19 protein-coding genes and 1 pseudogene are annotated in these 15,789 nt (G+C 66.0%); 7 read left to right on the forward strand and 13 right to left on the reverse strand.

Annotated elements, in window-relative coordinates; translation table 11 throughout:
* Positions 1-38: 38 nt before the first annotated feature.
* The 10 genes from tatC to hisB all read right to left on the reverse strand — a co-directional run bounded on the left by tatC (position 39) and on the right by hisB (position 5,685).
* Positions 39-875 (reverse strand): twin-arginine translocase subunit TatC, encoded by an 837-nt coding sequence (tatC, locus tag NFW05_RS14785; protein WP_295308498.1) that lies wholly within the window; start codon positions 873-875, stop codon positions 39-41.
* A 7-nt stretch (positions 876-882) separates the two neighbouring features.
* The gene (gene tatB, locus NFW05_RS14790; RefSeq protein ID WP_295308501.1) at positions 883-1,308 is read right to left on the reverse strand and encodes a Sec-independent protein translocase protein TatB; all 426 of its coding nucleotides are present in this window, start codon (positions 1,306-1,308) and stop codon (positions 883-885) included.
* Positions 1,309-1,434: 126 nt separating this feature from the next.
* On the reverse strand, positions 1,435-1,686 hold the full coding sequence (gene tatA, locus NFW05_RS14795) for a Sec-independent protein translocase subunit TatA (RefSeq protein ID WP_295308504.1): 252 nt from the start codon (positions 1,684-1,686) through the stop codon (positions 1,435-1,437).
* 72 nt (positions 1,687-1,758) lie between these two features.
* On the reverse strand, positions 1,759-2,109 hold the full coding sequence (locus NFW05_RS14800) for a histidine triad nucleotide-binding protein (protein WP_295308507.1): 351 nt from the start codon (positions 2,107-2,109) through the stop codon (positions 1,759-1,761).
* 3 nt (positions 2,110-2,112) lie between these two features.
* Positions 2,113-2,433, reverse strand: a complete 321-nt coding sequence (locus tag NFW05_RS14805) for a phosphoribosyl-ATP diphosphatase (protein WP_295308510.1) — start codon at positions 2,431-2,433, stop codon at positions 2,113-2,115.
* Entirely contained in the window at positions 2,430-2,834 is a 405-nt protein-coding gene (gene hisI, locus NFW05_RS14810) for a phosphoribosyl-AMP cyclohydrolase (RefSeq protein ID WP_295308513.1), read from the reverse strand. The genes NFW05_RS14805 and hisI overlap by 4 nt, the downstream gene beginning before the upstream one ends.
* Positions 2,831-3,592: an imidazole glycerol phosphate synthase subunit HisF gene (gene hisF / locus NFW05_RS14815; protein ID WP_295308516.1), complete on the reverse strand. Its 762-nt coding sequence runs from the start codon at positions 3,590-3,592 to the stop codon at positions 2,831-2,833. The genes hisI and hisF overlap by 4 nt, the downstream gene beginning before the upstream one ends.
* Positions 3,593-3,643: 51 nt before the next feature.
* Complete coding sequence (gene hisA, locus NFW05_RS14820) at positions 3,644-4,387, reverse strand: 1-(5-phosphoribosyl)-5-[(5-phosphoribosylamino)methylideneamino]imidazole-4-carboxamide isomerase (RefSeq protein ID WP_295308519.1); 744 nt, start codon at positions 4,385-4,387, stop codon at positions 3,644-3,646.
* 51 nt (positions 4,388-4,438) lie between these two features.
* Positions 4,439-5,098 (reverse strand): imidazole glycerol phosphate synthase subunit HisH, encoded by a 660-nt coding sequence (gene hisH / locus NFW05_RS14825; RefSeq protein ID WP_295308522.1) that lies wholly within the window; start codon positions 5,096-5,098, stop codon positions 4,439-4,441.
* Positions 5,098-5,685 carry an imidazoleglycerol-phosphate dehydratase HisB gene (gene hisB / locus NFW05_RS14830; RefSeq protein ID WP_295308525.1) on the reverse strand — a complete coding sequence of 196 codons (588 nt, stop codon included), beginning with the start codon at positions 5,683-5,685 and terminating at the stop codon, positions 5,098-5,100. Before hisB ends, hisH begins: the two co-directional genes overlap by 1 nt.
* A gap of 155 nt (positions 5,686-5,840) precedes the next feature.
* Between hisB and hisC the strand changes: the two genes are divergently transcribed.
* Positions 5,841-6,932 (forward strand): histidinol-phosphate transaminase, encoded by a 1,092-nt coding sequence (hisC, locus tag NFW05_RS14835; protein ID WP_295308531.1) that lies wholly within the window; start codon positions 5,841-5,843, stop codon positions 6,930-6,932.
* A 110-nt stretch (positions 6,933-7,042) separates the two neighbouring features.
* Positions 7,043-8,872, forward strand: coding sequence for a hypothetical protein (locus NFW05_RS14840; protein ID WP_295308534.1), 1,830 nt, complete (start codon positions 7,043-7,045; stop codon positions 8,870-8,872).
* A 68-nt stretch (positions 8,873-8,940) separates the two neighbouring features.
* On the opposite strand, the gene hisD is transcribed toward NFW05_RS14840, so the two are convergent.
* Complete coding sequence (hisD, locus tag NFW05_RS14845) at positions 8,941-10,254, reverse strand: histidinol dehydrogenase (protein ID WP_295308537.1); 1,314 nt, start codon at positions 10,252-10,254, stop codon at positions 8,941-8,943.
* Entirely contained in the window at positions 10,251-10,895 is a 645-nt protein-coding gene (hisG, locus tag NFW05_RS14850; protein ID WP_295308540.1) for an ATP phosphoribosyltransferase, read from the reverse strand. The genes hisD and hisG overlap by 4 nt, the downstream gene beginning before the upstream one ends.
* A gap of 244 nt (positions 10,896-11,139) precedes the next feature.
* Between hisG and NFW05_RS14855 the strand changes: the two genes are divergently transcribed.
* The gene (locus NFW05_RS14855) at positions 11,140-11,787 is read left to right on the forward strand and encodes a TMEM165/GDT1 family protein (protein ID WP_295308542.1); all 648 of its coding nucleotides are present in this window, start codon (positions 11,140-11,142) and stop codon (positions 11,785-11,787) included.
* 47 nt (positions 11,788-11,834) lie between these two features.
* Here the strand turns inward: NFW05_RS14855 and NFW05_RS14860 are convergent, their stop codons facing one another.
* The gene (locus NFW05_RS14860; RefSeq protein WP_295308544.1) at positions 11,835-12,854 is read right to left on the reverse strand and encodes an integron integrase; all 1,020 of its coding nucleotides are present in this window, start codon (positions 12,852-12,854) and stop codon (positions 11,835-11,837) included.
* Positions 12,855-13,031: 177 nt separating this feature from the next.
* Here NFW05_RS14860 and NFW05_RS14865 point away from each other — a divergent pair.
* The 4 genes and pseudogenes from NFW05_RS14865 to NFW05_RS14880 form a co-directional block, all read left to right on the forward strand.
* Positions 13,032-13,202: pseudogene (locus NFW05_RS14865) on the forward strand (LysE family transporter); the annotation flags it as partial.
* A 13-nt stretch (positions 13,203-13,215) separates the two neighbouring features.
* Entirely contained in the window at positions 13,216-13,599 is a 384-nt protein-coding gene (locus NFW05_RS14870) for a LysE family transporter (protein WP_295308546.1), read from the forward strand.
* 176 nt (positions 13,600-13,775) lie between these two features.
* Positions 13,776-14,159 (forward strand): hypothetical protein, encoded by a 384-nt coding sequence (locus NFW05_RS14875; RefSeq protein WP_295308549.1) that lies wholly within the window; start codon positions 13,776-13,778, stop codon positions 14,157-14,159.
* 151 nt (positions 14,160-14,310) lie between these two features.
* Positions 14,311-15,297 (forward strand): IS5 family transposase, encoded by a 987-nt coding sequence (locus tag NFW05_RS14880; protein WP_295308552.1) that lies wholly within the window; start codon positions 14,311-14,313, stop codon positions 15,295-15,297.
* Positions 15,298-15,789 lie beyond the last annotated feature (492 nt).

The following is a 15,789-nucleotide window of genomic DNA, read 5'->3' on the forward strand; positions in this document are numbered from 1 at the left end:
GGATGGGTTGTCGGTCGAAGCTGCTGCGCGTCGTGCGCTCAATCGTCCGCTCGTCGGCCAGCTGGCTCGCCATCTGCGTCGCTCTTTGGACCGCTCGCTGTCGCTGCTGGCCCCGCGGGGTCTGCCGGCAGCGGCAGCGGCGGTTCGTCGCGCCGTGCCGATCGCTCGCCGACGAAGCGGGCGAGGAACAGGCCGAGTTCGAACAGCAGGCAGAGGGGGATGGCCATCATCAACTGCGAGATCACGTCGGGGGGCGTGAAGATCGCCGCGACGACGAACGCGCCGACGATGAAGTACGGGCGCCAGTCCCGGAGTCGGGCGAGGTCGATGATTCCGGCATAGACGAGGACGACCACCGCCACCGGGACCTCGAAGGTCACTCCGAAGGCCACGAAAGTGGTCAGGACGAACGACAGGTACTTCTCGATGTCGGTCATCCAGGCGACACCTTCCGGTGCGATCTTCGACATGAAGGCGAAGACCGTCGGGAAGACCAGGAAGTAGGCGAAGGCCATGCCGATGAAGAAGAGCACGACGCTCGCCGTGATCAGCGGCAGCGCCAGCCGCTTCTCGTGGCTGTAGAGGCCCGGGGCGATGAAGGCCCACACCTGGTAGAGCACGTAGGGCAGGGCGATCAGGAAGGCGACCATCAGGGCGACCTTCATCGGCACGAGGAAGACGCCGATCACGTCGGTGGCGATCATCTGTCCGCCCTGGGGGAGCGTGGCCAGCAGCGGCTGGGCGAGCAGCGTGTAGAGTTCCTTGGCCCACGGGAGGAGGCAGACGAAGACGATGCCGATCGCCAGCAGCGCGCGGATCAGCCGGTCGCGGAGTTCGACGAGATGGGAGAGGAAGGACTCTTCGGGCAGGTTCATCGCCGGCTCAGAGCGTTGGTCCGGGCGTTGCTGGCGGATTCGCGCGGTCGCTGGCCTCGTTCGCCGGGGACGCTGGCGGCGTGCTGCCGATCGCCGGCGACGACTCGGGGGCTGGCTGACTCGCCTCGACCGCTGTCCGGTTGCCGGTCACCGCCTGGGCGGTCTGCTGCACGGCCTCACGGGCCGCCTGGATCTCGGTGCTCAGGCTCTGCTCGACGTTGCGCGCCGACTGCTCGATCTCGTTCTGCAGGCGGCGCAGTTCCTCGATCTGCATCTCCCGGTTGATGTCCGCCTTGACGTCGCTGACGTAGCGTTGCAGGCGGCCCAGCAGATGGCCGGCAGTACGCGCGACGCGGGGCAGGCGCTCGGGACCGATGACCACCAGCGCGACGATGGCGATGACGATCATCTCGGAGAAGCCGATATCAAACATCGCGTGTCAACCAGTCTGCGGGGACAAAGGCGGGTTGGTCATCGAGCCGTCACCGCTCGCAAGCCGGGCCGCTCCACCCGTTCGGGCGGCCGTGCGACGAGCAGTCGGCGAACTCCGCGAGCCGGGCTAGCTTGTCGTCTTTTCGCGGACTTCTCCTTCGATCGTCCGTCCGCCGGTGACCTGCTGCGGCGCTGCGCCGGGCGATGGCGAAGGCGCCGCCTCGGGCGGCCGCTCTTCCGCCGCGTCCTTGAGGCCGTCCTTGAAGCCCTTGACCGCGCCGCCGAGGTCGGCGCCGAGATTGCGCAGCTTCTTCGTGCCGAAGATCAGCAGGACGATGATCAGGACGACGAGCCAGTGCCAGATACTGAAAGAACCCATCTCAGGTCTCCAGAAAACATCAATGCGAACGCTGGCGATTCCGGCGCGGAATGCGCAGCGCGCGGTGGCGCGTCAGACGCGCTTGAGCATCGGACCAACGGGGTCCGGTCCGCCGACGATGTGGATGTGCAGGTGCTGGACTTCCTGGTGGCCGACCCTTCCGGTATTGATGATCACGCGGAAGCCGTCGGGACTGCCCTGCTCGGTGGCCAGGCGGTTGGCGATCGCCAGCATCCGGCCGAGCAGCGGCACGTCCGCGTCGCTGACCGTGGCCAGCGAGGTGATGTGCCGCTTCGGAATGACCAGCAGATGGACCGGCCGGGCCGGGTTGATGTCGTGGAACGCGACGATCTCGTCGTCCTCATGGACCTTCCGCGAAGGGATCTCGCCGGCGGCAATCCGGCAGAACAGACAGCGGTCCATCGATCAGCCCTTTCGTGATTTCTTTTCGTCGATTCCCGAGATGCCCTCGCGCCGGCGCATTTCCTGCAGCACGTCCTCGATCGACAGACCGTAGAAGGCGAGCAGGACCATCGTGTGGTAGAGGACGTCGGCGGACTCCCAGACGACGTGCAGGCGGTTGCCTTCCTTGCCGGCCATGATCAGTTCGGCGCACTCCTCGCCGATCTTCTTGAGGATCGCGTCGGGGCCTTTGGACATCAGTTGCGCCGTGTACGAAGTTTCCGGGTCGGCCTTTCGGCGCTGAAGCAAGGTGTCCGAGATCCGGTGCAGCATGTCGGTGTTCATTTGCCGTAGATATCCTTCGGGTCTCTGAGTACCGGGTCGAGCAGAACCCACGACTCGCCCTGCAATTGATGGAAGAAGCAGCTTTCGCGACCCGTGTGACAGGCGCTCCCGCCCCGCTGGTCGATCGCCAGCAAGAGGACGTCGCCGTCGCAGTCGGTGCGCAGTGAATGCACACGTTGTTCGTCGCCAGATTCCTCGCCCTTGCGCCAGGGGCGCTGGCGTGAACGCGACCAGTATACCGCGCGGCCGCTGTCTACGGTTTCATCGAGCGACTCGCGGTTCATGTCGGCGAACATCGGCACGTGGCCGCTGGCCGCGTCCTGGGCGATCGCCGGGATCTGACCGTGGTCGGCCCACTTGAGCGCGTCGAGCCAGTTCCGGGTCGCTTCCAGGTCGCTCACAGCCGGACCTCGATGCCACGCTCGCGCAGGTATTCCTTGGCCTCGCGGACCGTGTATTCGCCGAAGTGGAAGATGCTCGCCGCGAGCACCGCGTCGGCGTGGCCGAGCGTCACTCCGTCAGCGAGGTGCTGGAGCGTTCCCACGCCGCCGCTGGCGATCACCGGCAGATCCACGGCGTCGGAAATGGCGCGGGTCAGCGCGAGATCGAAACCGTTGCGTGTCCCGTCGCGGTCCATCGAGGTCAGCAGGATCTCGCCGGCGCCGAGTTGCTGCACCCGGCGCGCCCAGGCAACCGCGTCGATGCCCGTGTTGCGGCGTCCTCCGTGCGTATACACCTGCCATTCTCCGGGCGCCGACTGCTTCGCATCGATGGCCACGACGATGCACTGGTTGCCGACCTTTGCCGAGGCCTCGGCGACGAGTTCGGGGTTCTCGACCGCCGCGGTGTTCATGCTCACTTTGTCTGCACCGGCGTTGAGCAGGCGTCGCACGTCGGCGACCGAGCGCACGCCGCCGCCGACGGTCAGCGGGATGAATACCTGAGCGGCGCAGGCCTCGACGACATGCAGGATGATGTCGCGCTCGTCCGACGACGCGGTGATGTCGAGAAAGGTGACCTCGTCTGCCCCCTGCTCGTCGTAGCGGCGCGCGATCTCGACGGGGTCTCCCGCGTCGCGCAGGTCGACGAAGTTGGTGCCCTTGACGACCCGCCCGGCGGTCACGTCGAGGCAGGGAATGATCCGTTTGGCCAGTCCCAAGTCGAGCTACCGTTCAGCTGCCACTGGTGGCGCAACGCGCCGGAGCCGTGCTCACGACCTGGTGATCCGGGCCGCCGCGGCCTGCGCCTGGGCGAAATCGAGCGAGCCGTCGTAGATCGCGCGGCCGGCGATGGCTGCGGTGATTCCTTCCTGTTCGACGGCGCAGAGGCGTTCGATGTCCTCGATGCTAGACAGCCCGCCGCTGGCGATCACCGGGATGAGTAGCGCCTGGGCGAGTTTCACGGTCGCTTCGATATTGATTCCGGTGAGCATTCCGTCGCGGCCGATGTCCGTGTAGATGATCGCCTCGACACCGTAGTCCTCGTACTTGCGCGCGAGATCGATGACGTCGTGGCCGGTCATTTTCGACCAGCCTTCGACGGCCACCTTGCCATCGCGCGCGTCGAGCCCGACGATGATGTGTCCCGGGAACGCGCCGCAGGCGTCGTGCAGGAAGCCGGGGTTCTTGACCGCAGCCGTGCCGATGATCACGTAGCTGACGCCGTCGTCGAGGCAACGCTCGATCGTGTCGAGGTCGCGGATGCCGCCGCCGAGTTGCACCGGAATGTCGTCTCCGACCGCCTCGACGATTTCCCTGATCGCCCGTTCGTTCTTCGGCTTGCCGGCAAAGGCTCCGTCGAGGTCGACCACGTGCAGTCGTCGGGCTCCCTCGGTCAGCCAGTGACGGGCCTGGTCTTCCGGCGACTTGGAAAACACGGTGACCTGGTCCATCAGGCCCTGCTTGAGGCGGACGCATTGTCCGTTCTTGAGATCAATCGCTGGAATGATCAGCATGTCGAACGTCAGAAGAGAATGAATGGATGGGGATCCCTCGCGGGCAGTCCGTCAGGGCCTCCAGGAGACGAAGTTCTCCAGCAGGACGAGCCCGGCTGGTGCGCTCTTCTCGGGGTGACACTGAATCGCGAAAATATTATCCTGTGCTACCGCGCTGGTAAAGGGCACGCCGTACTCGGTCGTTCCGACGATGCAGCGCGGATCGGTCGGGCAGACGAAGTAGCTGTGCACGAAGTACATCCGCGTGCCATCGGCGATGCCGCGCCACAATGCGTGCGGGCGCGCCTGGCGGACCTCGTTCCAGCCCATGTGCGGAACCTTGAGGCGCTGGCCCGCGCCACCGATCATCCGCTCGGCCGGGAAACGGCGGACGTCGCCGCTGAGCAGCGCCAGCCCCGCGACGTCGCCTTCTTCGCTATGTTCGAAGAGCAGTTGCTGGCCGATGCAGATCCCCAGGAACGGCCGGTTCCTGGCGGCGAAGACCACGGCCTCGCGCAAGCCGCGCGAGTCGATCTCGCGGACGCAGTCGGGCATCGCTCCCTGCCCCGGGAAGACGACGCGTTCAGCGCCTTCGACCATCTCGGGGTCCGAAGTGACCACCACCTTCCGTCCCGGGGCGACGCGCTGCAACGCCTGGCAGACCGAGCGCAGGTTGCCCATCCCGTAGTCCATCACCGCGATCGTTCGGTCGAACGGAGCGCCCGGAGGCATCAGAGCGAACCTTTGGTCGAGGGTACGTGGCTGCCGGCGCGCGGATCTTCCTCGACGGCCATGCGCAGCGCGCGCGCAAAGGCCTTGAAGACCGTTTCGGCCTGATGGTGTGCGTTTTCGCCGCGCAGGTTGTCGACGTGCAGCGTGAGCAGCGCGTGATTGACGAGCCCCTGGAAGAACTCGCGCACGAGGTCGACGTCGAAACCGCCGATCAGCGGGCGGGTGAAGGGGACGTCGAAATGCAGCCCGGGACGCCCCGAGAGGTCGACGACGACGCGCGACAGCGCCTCGTCGAGCGGCACGTAAGCGTGGCCGTAACGACGCAGTCCCTGCTTGCTGCCGAGCGCCTGGGCCAGAGCCTGGCCGAGCGTGATGCCGATATCCTCGACGGTGTGGTGCGCGTCGATGTGCAGGTCGCCTTCGGCTTCGATGTCGAGGTCGATCAGCCCGTGGCGCGAGATCTGCTCGAGCATGTGGTCGAGGAAGGGCACGCCGGTGGCCAGCCGGCCCTGGCCGGTGCCATCGAGATTCAGGCGTACGCTGACCCGGGTTTCGAGGGTTTTCCGGGAGACTTGTGCAGACCGCATGGGAGGCTTCTTCTCGCGTCGATTCCCGCCCGGTACCCCGGCGCAGGGCCTTGCGCCCATCCCGTCGCCGGCCACACCGACCGCGCACGCCGGGATCAAGCGATGCGCATGATACCATCTCGGCCCGCTTGTACAGCCATGCAGGGCCGCCGTCCATGAGTCGCTACTGGAGTTCCCTCGTCGATCGCCTGACCCCCTACGTTCCGGGGGAGCAGCCGAAACTCGCCCGGCTGATCAAGCTGAACACCAACGAGAATCCCTACCCGCCGTCGCCACGCGTCGCGGCAGCGATCGCCGAAGAACTGGCCGGCGGCGGCGCGCTGCTGCGCCTCTATCCCGACCCGAACGCCGACCGCCTCAAGGAAGCGGTGGCCGCGCGCTTTGCCGACGCAGGCATCGGCCCGCGCCAGGTGTTCGTCGGCAACGGGTCCGACGAAGTCCTCGCCCACGTCTTCATGGCGCTGCTCAAGCACGATCGGCCGCTGCTCTTCCCCGACATCACCTACAGCTTCTACCCGGTCTACTGCGTCCTGCACGACATTGCCCACGTCGCCGTGCCGCTCGCCGAAGATTTCAGCATTCGCGTCGAGGATTACGCGCGGCCCAACGGCGGAATCATCTTCCCCAACCCGAACGCGCCGACCGGCTGCCTGCTGCCGCTGGCGGCGATCGAGGCGCTGCTCGCCGGGCACCCGCAGTCGGTCGTCGTCGTCGACGAAGCCTACGTCGATTTCGGCGGTCAGTCGGCGGTGGCGCTGATCGCTCGCCATCCGAACCTGCTGGTCGTGCAGACGCTGTCCAAGTCGCGTTCGCTCGCCGGGCTGCGCGTTGGCTACGCGATCGGCGATGCCGAGCTGATCGAGGCGCTGGAGAGGGTCAAGAACAGCTTCAATTCGTACCCGCTCGACCGGCTGGCGATCGCCGGCGGCGTTGCCGCGCTCGGTGACGAGGAGCACTTCGAGACGACCCGCCAGTCGATCATGCGCAGCCGCGAAGCGCTGCGCGCGGCGCTGCTGGCGCTTCGCTTCATCGTCCTGCCTTCGGTAGCCAACTTCCTGTTCGCCCGTCATCCGGCGCACGACGCCGGCGAACTCGCTGCCGCGTTGCGCGAGCGCGGGATCATCGTCCGGCATTTTCGTGCGCCGCGCATCGACCAGCACCTGAGAATCAGCGTCGGGACCGACGAACAGTGCGGCCAACTCGTCGACGCGCTGGAGGCGATCGTCGGGGGATCTGCCACCCGATGAGCTGGCGCGGCACGCCATGGGGCAGCCGGGTGCGAACCGGCACTCAGATCGCCGGGCGGTGGCGAGGGCTGGCGGTTTCCCTCTGTTGGCCAGGTTTGGCTGACCCCGCAATGATCCGTGCCGCGGTCCCTCGCTGCCTGCCCCTGCTCACCCTGGCCAGCGCGCTGCTGCTCGCCGGTTGCGCCGGCTTCGAGCCCCAGCCCGGTCCGGGGCCGGAACAAGCGGCCGCATACCGCGCGCTGACGACGCCGATCATCGCCGTCGGCGACACCCAGGAGCACGAGTCGACCGGCTATCCATTGCACGACAACGACAGCGCGGTCGACGCCTACGTCGAGGTCACCCAGCGGCCGCCCGAGCAGACGCTGTTCGGGCGCCGGCTCCTCGAATGGGCGCTGGCCAGCCATCCCGAAGAGCCGTTCATCCACCTCGGCGACGTCATGGACCTCTCGTGCCGCAGCGAGGCGCAGCGCATCAGCCGCATCTTCCAGTCGAGCATGAGCCCCGGTGCCATTCTTCCCGGCAATCACGACGGCCTGATGTTCGGCATCTTCGCGCACAACCTGTTCGATCCGGCGGAACCCGCAGCGCGCAGATGGAACCGGATCTGCCGGCGAGGGGCAGGCGTCGGTCAGGGCGCGTTCCGTACCGAGAACGAGGCGCTGAGCAAGCGCGACTTCATCGCCGCTTACCTCACCGATCAACTCAGTACGCCGCACCCGAAACCGGGGCTCGATGCCCCGCCAACCCGGGGGGCGCACCTCGTCGAATGGCGCAACCCCGATCCCGACGCCTTCCTGTCGGCGGCGAGGGGGGAACTGATCGACGGACCGTTCCATGCCGACTCGTTCCTCACGCAGCGGCTCGTGCTGCCGCGGGCTGTGGAGGCGACGCGGCGGACGATCGTGATTGCCCTCGACACCAACCAGACCGGCGCGCTGGTCGGCGTCTGGGATACGTTGATGGGCCGCAGTCCGGGCAGTATGGGGCATCTCCATCCGGACCAGGTCGTCGCCGTCGAGTCCTGGGTCGACGAGGCGATCGCCGCCGGCGACATCGTCATTTTTGCCGGGCACCACAACTGGCGCGCGCTCGGCCTGCCGTCGCGGCTGATGTTGCGCAACCTGATGGCGCGCCTCGAGCATCCGCTCGTCTACCTTTCCGCGCACACCCACCGCGGCTTCTGGGCGGTACACCGGGCCCTGGCCAGCCGGCCGATCCTCGAACTCAACGTCAGCTCGCTGTCCGACTGGCCGATCGCCTATCGCCGGATCAGCTTCGCCTACGACGAGGAGCAGCGGCGGCTGCTGGTTCGCGGCGACCTGCTGCCCCAGGGCGACCGGCCGGACGCCAGCGACGCCGACCTGCTGGCGGCATGGCGCGAGCAGGCCTGCGGCGCCGCGCAGGTGCCCATCGAGCGGCTCGCCGACGAGGACCGCAGGCTGGTCAGGATCCAGAAATCGTCGCGCGGCAGCCTGATGGAGTGGCTGCTCGCCGCCCTGGGACCCGTCTGCGAGACCTGCGAAGAGCCGCTCTACCAGCACGCCCAGGCGTATCTCGACGAGATCTTCGAGGTCATCCTCGAGCTGGACGCCGACCTCGGGCGCGATGCCCACAAACTGCATACGCTGAAGCTGCCCTCCTGGTGCGGCGAACGCGACTACGCCGCGTGCATCCGGGACCTGATCGCCGAGAAGCCCACCGGCTTCACCGCGCACGTTACCCTTTTCCAGCGCAAGGCCGCTCTTGCCGCGCTGCTCAACGAACATCTTGACGACCTTTCGAGCCACCGAGCCAGGGCCTACATGACCTGCCGTGCGGTGCTCTCCGCGAAGGACGACTTCGACGCGACGCCCGAAGACCGGAACACGGACCGCGGTGAGCAGAAGCGCCGCGCCGAACAGTTCTTCCGCAGCGAGGCCAGCGTGGGCATGGACTGACCCGGCGCGCGAGCGGACGCATCCGGCCGGGCGCAGAGTGCGCGGGAGGGGCGGCACGCGCCGAGCGTTCAGCTCTCCAGGCGGTACTCGGCCGAACGCGCGTGCGCCGGCAGACCCTCGCCGTAGGCCAGGGTCGCGGCGACCCGCCCGAGTCGCCTCGCCGCGTCGGGCGAGACGCGGATCAGGCTGGTTCGCTTCTGGAAATCGTAGACCCCGAGCGGTGAAGAAAAACGCGCGCTGCCCGAAGTCGGCAGCACGTGGTTCGGACCCGCGCAGTAGTCGCCGAGCGCTTCCGAGCTGTACGGGCCGATGAAGATCGCCCCGGCGTTGTCGATCCGCTCAACCCACTGCTCGGCGTCGGCGAGTGACAGTTCGAGGTGTTCGGGAGCGATCCGGTTGGCGATCCGGCACGCTTCATCGAGGTCGCGGACGAGGATCAGCGCGCCGCGCGCTTCGAGCGCCGTGCGGATCACCTGCGCGCGGGGCATCGCCGGCAGCAGCCGGTCGATCGCCGCGGCGACGGCGTCGAGGTAGGCCGCATCGGGGCAGACGAGCATCGACTGGGCCAGCTCGTCGTGTTCGGCCTGCGAGAAGAGGTCCATCGCCACCCACTCCGGATTCGTCCGTCCGTCGCAGACGACGAGGATCTCGGAAGGCCCGGCGAGCATGTCGATGCCGACGACGCCGAAGACGCGGCGCTTGGCGGCAGCGACGTAGGCGTTGCCCGGGCCGACGATCTTGTCGACGCGCGGCACCGTCTCCGTGCCGTAGGCGAGCGCGCCGACCGCCTGCGCGCCGCCGACGGTGAACACGCGGTCGACTCCGGCCAGCGCCGCGGCCGCGAAGACCAGCGGATTGTGTTCGCCGCCCGGTGTCGGCACGACCATCACCAGCTCTCGAACGCCAGCGACGCGCGCGGGGATCGCGTTCATCAGCACCGACGACGGGTACGAAGCCTTGCCGCCCGGCACGTAGAGGCCGACCCGGTCGAGCGGGGTCACCTTCTGACCGAGCCGCGTTCCGGCCATCCCCTCGCCGCCGTCCTCGTAGCTCCAGCCCTGCTGCGTCTGGCGCTCATGGTAGGCGCGAATGCGCTGCGCGGCCAGCTCGAGCGCCTCACGCTGCTTCGGCGGGAGACCGGCGAGCGCCTGTGCCAGCCGCTCGCCGGGGATTTCGAGCGCGGCGACCGACCCGGCGGCGAGTCCGTCGAAACGCCGCGTGTGCTCGAGCAGCGCCGCGTCGCCGCGCGCCCGGAGATCGGCGAGGATCGCCGCGACGGTCCGTTCGACCGACTCGTCCTGAGCGGCCTCGAAAGCGAGCAGTTCGTCGAGGCGCGCAGCAAAATCGGCGTCACGGGTGGACAGGCGGCGGATCGCGATCATCGGGAAACGGCTCCGGCAATGGCCTCGAGGATCGGCACGAGTCGCTCGCGCTTGAGCTTGAGCGCCGCCTGATTGACGATCAGCCGCGACGAGATGTCCATGATGTGCTCGCAGGCGACGAGGTTGTTGGCCTTCAGCGTGCTGCCGGTGGACACCAGATCGACGATCGCGTCGGCGAGGCCGGCGAGCGGGGCGAGTTCCATCGACCCGTAAAGCTTGATCAGGTCGGCCTGCACGCCCTTGGCGGCGAAATGCTCGCGGGCGATGTTCACGTACTTGCTCGCCACCCTCAGCCGCGCGCCCTGGCGGACGGCGTTCTGGTAGTCGAAGCCGGCCGGCACGGCGACCATCATCCGGCAGCGCGCGATGTTCAGGTCGATCGGCTGGTAGAGCCCCTCGCTGCCGTGCTCGAGCAGGATGTCCTTGCCGGCGACGCCGAGATCGGCCGCGCCGTACTGGACGTAGGTCGGCGTGTCGGTGGCACGGACGATCACCACCCGCACGTTCTCCCGGTTCGTCGGCACGATCAGCCGGCGCGAGGTCTCCGGATTCTCGAGCGGTTCGATCCCGGCCGCGGCGAGCAGCGGCAGCGTCTCGTCGAAGATCCGGCCCTTCGAAAGAGCGATCGTGATGCCATCCACGGGCTGTGTTTCCTGGGCGACGAAAGCCGGCATTCTAGCGCAACGCTCGCCGGGCAGGCGGCGGCCGCGGCCCGCCAGGGCGCCCGGCGAGGCTCGCCGGCACTCGCCGCAGGGCAAGGTCCTGCGCGGCGACCCGCGGCGGCCTACCAACCGGCTCATCGGGTATACTCGCGCCTTTCTCATCCGCGGGTCGCCGGCAGCGCCGCATCGTCGCGGTCGGCGGAACAAGTTCCGGGGGCCACGAATGGACACGTCGCACAGTTTTCTCCCGCAGCTCGCCTCGCTTTTCGGCACCGGCAGCCTCGTCGACCTCGCCGCCTCGGCGGCGACGAGCTTCGCGCTGATCGCCGCCGCCGAGATCGGTGACAAGAGCCAGCTCGTGTGCATGACCCTCGCCTCGCGGCATCGGCCGATGCCGGTGATCATCGGCGCGGTCGCCGCGTTCGCCGTGCTCAACACGCTTGCCGTGGTCTTCGGCGCGGCCATCGCCCGCTGGCTGCCCGAGTACGTGGTCAGCGCGATCGTCGCCGTGCTCTTCGCGATCTTCGGCGTCCATGCGCTGCGCGCCGGCGAGGGAGACGAAGACGAGCAGGTCGAGGAAAAGAGCGGCCACGGCATCTTCCTGACCACCTTCGCCCTGCTGACCGTCGCCGAGTTCGGCGACAAGACGCAACTCGCCGTCGTCGCGCTGAGCAGCACGCACCCACCGGCCGGTGTCTGGCTCGGCGCGACGCTGGCGCTCGTCTCGACCTCGGCACTCGGTGTGCTCGCCGGCCGGACCATCCTGCAGAAGATCCCGCTGGTCCTGCTGCACCGGATCAGCGGCGCGTTCTTCCTCGTGCTCGCCGCCATGGCTGCCTGGCAGGCGTACACGGCCTACGTCGGCAGTTGAGCTGCGGGCGATCGCGGTCCGGGTCTCGCGATCGCCGGCGGCGCCCGTCACGCCAGCGCGTCGAGCGGGCTGCAGATTCCGCGCCCGCCTCGCCGAAGCACGTGCGTGTAGATCATCGTCGTGCTCACCTCGGAATGGCCGAGGAGTTCCTGCACCGTCCGGATGTCGTAACCGTTCTCGAGCAGCGAAGTGGCAAACGAATGCCGCAGCGTGTGCGGCGTGGCCGCCTTGCTGATCCCGGCGAGTCGCAGCGCCTCGCGCAGCGCACGCTGAATGCTCTGTGCTTCGACATGGTGCCGGCGCACCGCGCCCGTCCGCGGGTCTGCCGAGCGGCGCGCGGCAACGAAGACATACTGCCAGACCCACTCCCGTGGGGCGTGCGGGTATTTGCGTTCGAGCGCCCAAGGCAGATAGACCTCTCCGTGTCCCTCGGCAAGGTCGGTGTCGTGCAAGGCACTGACCCGCACGAGGTGGGCGCGCAGCGGATCGACGAGTCTCCCGGGCAGCACCGTCACCCGGTCCTTGAAGCCCTTGCCCTCGCGGACGATGATCTCGCTGCGAGCGAAATCGACATCCTTCACCCGTAGGCGGAGGCACTCCATCAGCCGCATCCTGGTGCCGTAGAGCAACTGCACGATCAGTGCCGTCGCTCCCTCGAGCGGAGCCAGCAGGCGCCTCACCTCGTCCGGGGTCAGCACTACTGGCAGACACCGCGTCGTTTTCGCCGGCTCGACGTCTTCCAGCCATGGCAGTTCCGTTTCGAGCACCTCCTTGTAGAGAAAGAGCAGCGCGCTCCTCGCCTGATTCGGGGTGGCGGCGGAGACCCGTCCTTCGACGGCCAGATGACTCAGGAAAGTCTCAACTTCGCGCGCGCCCAGCTCCTGCGGGTGACGCTTCCCGTGGAAGACGATGAAACGTCGCACCCAGCCAGCGTAAGCCTCCTCCGTGCGGATGCTATAGTGCTTGTACCGGATGCGCTCCCTGAGGCGATCCAGCAGGCGTGCAGACGGCCGGGGAGCATCGCCCGCGGTGACGCGTTTGTCGGCGCCTTTAGTCCACTCGTCCATGTCGAACCTCACTGATACAGAAGACTTTTCCGCGGCTACTGTACATGAATACAGTATAGTGATGCAAAGTTCTGCGTCACGTAGGATGTAGACTTCACGTTGGGCCTCACTAAGGATCTCACAATGATTGACATCGCCGCTGTTCTTACCGCCTCAGTCGTTTGTATTGCTGGCGTCATGAGCCCTGGCCCGAATTTCGTTGCCGTTACCCACCGCTCAGTAACTTCGCACAGAGCCGAGTCCTTGGCCCTTGTCGGCGGCATCGTCTGCGTCAATGCACTCTGGGCCACCGCCGCACTGTTCGGCCTTGGCGTCGTCTTCTCTCTCTTTCCTTGGCTGTTCTGGTCGCTGAAGCTGCTAGGTGCCGCATATCTTGTTTGGTTTGGCGTTCAGCTTCTTCATCGTTCCGGGGTGCCGCTTCCTGCCAAGACCTCACTTCCCTCGCCTTCAACATGCGCGCGCATTTCGCGACGGGATCGCAACCAACCTGTCCAACCCAAAGTCCATGGTCTTTTACGCCTCCGTGTTCTCTGCCGCCGTTCCAGCCGGCACCTCGACCGGGACTTTGTCCGTCATGGTCCTGATGGTGGCTCTCATTGCCCTTCTATGGTACGGCGGCGTTGCCTTGGCTCTGTCAAGCGACCGTGCCGCCCGCTTCTATCGCAGGACAAAGCCGGCTATTGAGCGCACTTGTGGGTTTTTTTTGATCGCCTTTGGCCTGCGGCAGGCAATCTCTCGCCCATGATGTGCGGCCCAACCCATCATTCCACCGGACCTGCGCGAAAAACCGCGTAGGCCGGTGAATTCAGACGTTGGGCGTCACAAGCTGGCCACTAGCACGTCGCTTCACTAGTGCTAAAGTGCTTGACACTAGTGGTTTTCTAGTGAATACTGGTGCCACTCACTAGAAAGGAGTTCGCTATGCAACAGTTCAACGTCGACGACGACATCGTGGCACTGGTATGGAAGCTCGCAAGTCCGAAGCCATTTGAGAATTTAACGTTCAATACAGCCCTGCGCCGTGTGTTCCACGAACAACTCGCTTCCGCACCAAAGGATGGCGACTTTGATGACTTGGAAGAGTTGTTGCGTCAATCAACGGCTCCGAAGAAGGCACCTACGCCAAACCCAGGTGATTGGGTCGCCACAGTTCCAGAACTGGCGAATCGAAAAGGGTTGAGCACATGGAAAGCAATATGCAGCTATCTCAAGATCGAGACTGCAGGGGATTCCGCGAGACGAAAGCTGAAGAACTGGGTCAAAGCCAATCGCCCGTCGTGGCCTCCCGTTCCGGACATCGACTGACCGTGACGCCTAACCCGGCAGTCCACACGGACGCTGCGCGATAAAGCCGCGCAGCGCCGGTGACTTCTACGTTAGGGAAACGCTGATTTAATCGGCCCTGCGCGGGATGCTTTTGGTATAATTCCCGGGTAGCTGATGAGGAATCCAGGTGATGAAGCAGATCAGTTTTTCCGAGGCCGAGTTCGCCGCGAAGAAGCGGGTGACGAGGCGGGAGCGGTTTCTGGCCGAGATGGAGAAGGTGGTCCCCTGGCAGGAGGCTCTGTCGGTGATCGAGCCGTACTACCCGAAGGGCGAACGGGGTCGGCCGCCGGTGGGCCTCGAACGGATTCTGCGGATGGTCCTGGCTCAGCAGTGGTATCACCTGTCGGACGAGGGGGTCGAGGATGCGGTGACCGACAGCCAGTCGTTGCGGGATTTCGTTGGCATCGACCTGTCGAGGGAATCGGTGCCGGATGCGACGACGGTGCTGGGCTTTCGGCACCTGCTGGAAGAGCACGATCTGACCAAGGTGGTGCTGGATGCGGTCAACGGCAAGCTGCGCGCGGCCGGGCTGCTGATGTCCGAGGGGACGATCGCCGACGCGACGATCATCCCGGCACCGCCATCGGTGAAGAACGAAGCGAAGGCCCGCGATCCAGAGATGCACCAGACGAAGAAAGGGAACCAGTGGCACTTCGGGATGAAGGCGCACATTGGGGTCGATGCCGAGAGCGGGCTGGTTCATACGGTCGTCGGAACGGCGGCGAACGTCGCTGACGTGACGCAGACCGCCGAAGTGCTGCACGGCGAAGAAAAGAGCGTGTACCTGGATGCCGGCTACACCGGTGTCGAGAAGCGCGAAGACCTGAAGGACCGGGACATCGACTGGCCGGTGGCGGCCAAGCGCAGCAAGCTGAAAGCGATCCCGGAAGAGAGCAAGCTCGGCCCACTGCTGCGTCGGCTGGAATCGGTGAAGGCGAGCATCCGCTCGAAGGTCGAGCATCCCTTCCACATCGTGAAGAACCTCTTCGGCCACCGCAAGGTCTGCTACAAGGGTCTGAAGAAGAACACGGCCCAGTTGCACATCCTTTTTGCGCTGGCCAATCTGGTCATCGCGAAGCGGCAGCTTCTGGCCCTTCACAGCCAAGGTGCGTCCTGAGCACGGCGAAGGACCCCGAAAAGGGGCGGGGAAGGCCAGAACGAGGCTTTGAACCCCGGGGCACTCGGCCCGTACGGCGCGACGCCTGACCGCGAGCGCTCGCTTTCCCAACCGGCAGCGGCCTTGCCGCGTGTTGAGGTCCATTGATCAGCGGTTCCATAAGGATATGCTCATCAGCCATTCGCCTATTATACCAAACGCATCAAGCCGGCAGCCGATTAAATCAGCGTTTCCTTAGGCGCCACATTATCCCCAGCACCACGATCGTCTCCAAGGTTTCGGAACTATGCGCAAACTTCCCATAGTCCTCTGCTCAGTACTTGTGTCCTCGAGTTCCTTTGCACAGAGCCCGGATCCCTGTGCAAATAGTGCCAATACGATCGAGACGATGGAGTGCCTCGATAGGGTATTCAGGTCCAAAGACAGGGAGTTGAACGCATACCCTTATACACAACTTGAGGATCTGGCTGTAAGCTGCCGATTTTGTGAGAA

The organism is Accumulibacter sp. (assembly GCF_023806625.1).
Lineage (GTDB): Bacteria > Pseudomonadota > Gammaproteobacteria > Burkholderiales > Rhodocyclaceae > Accumulibacter.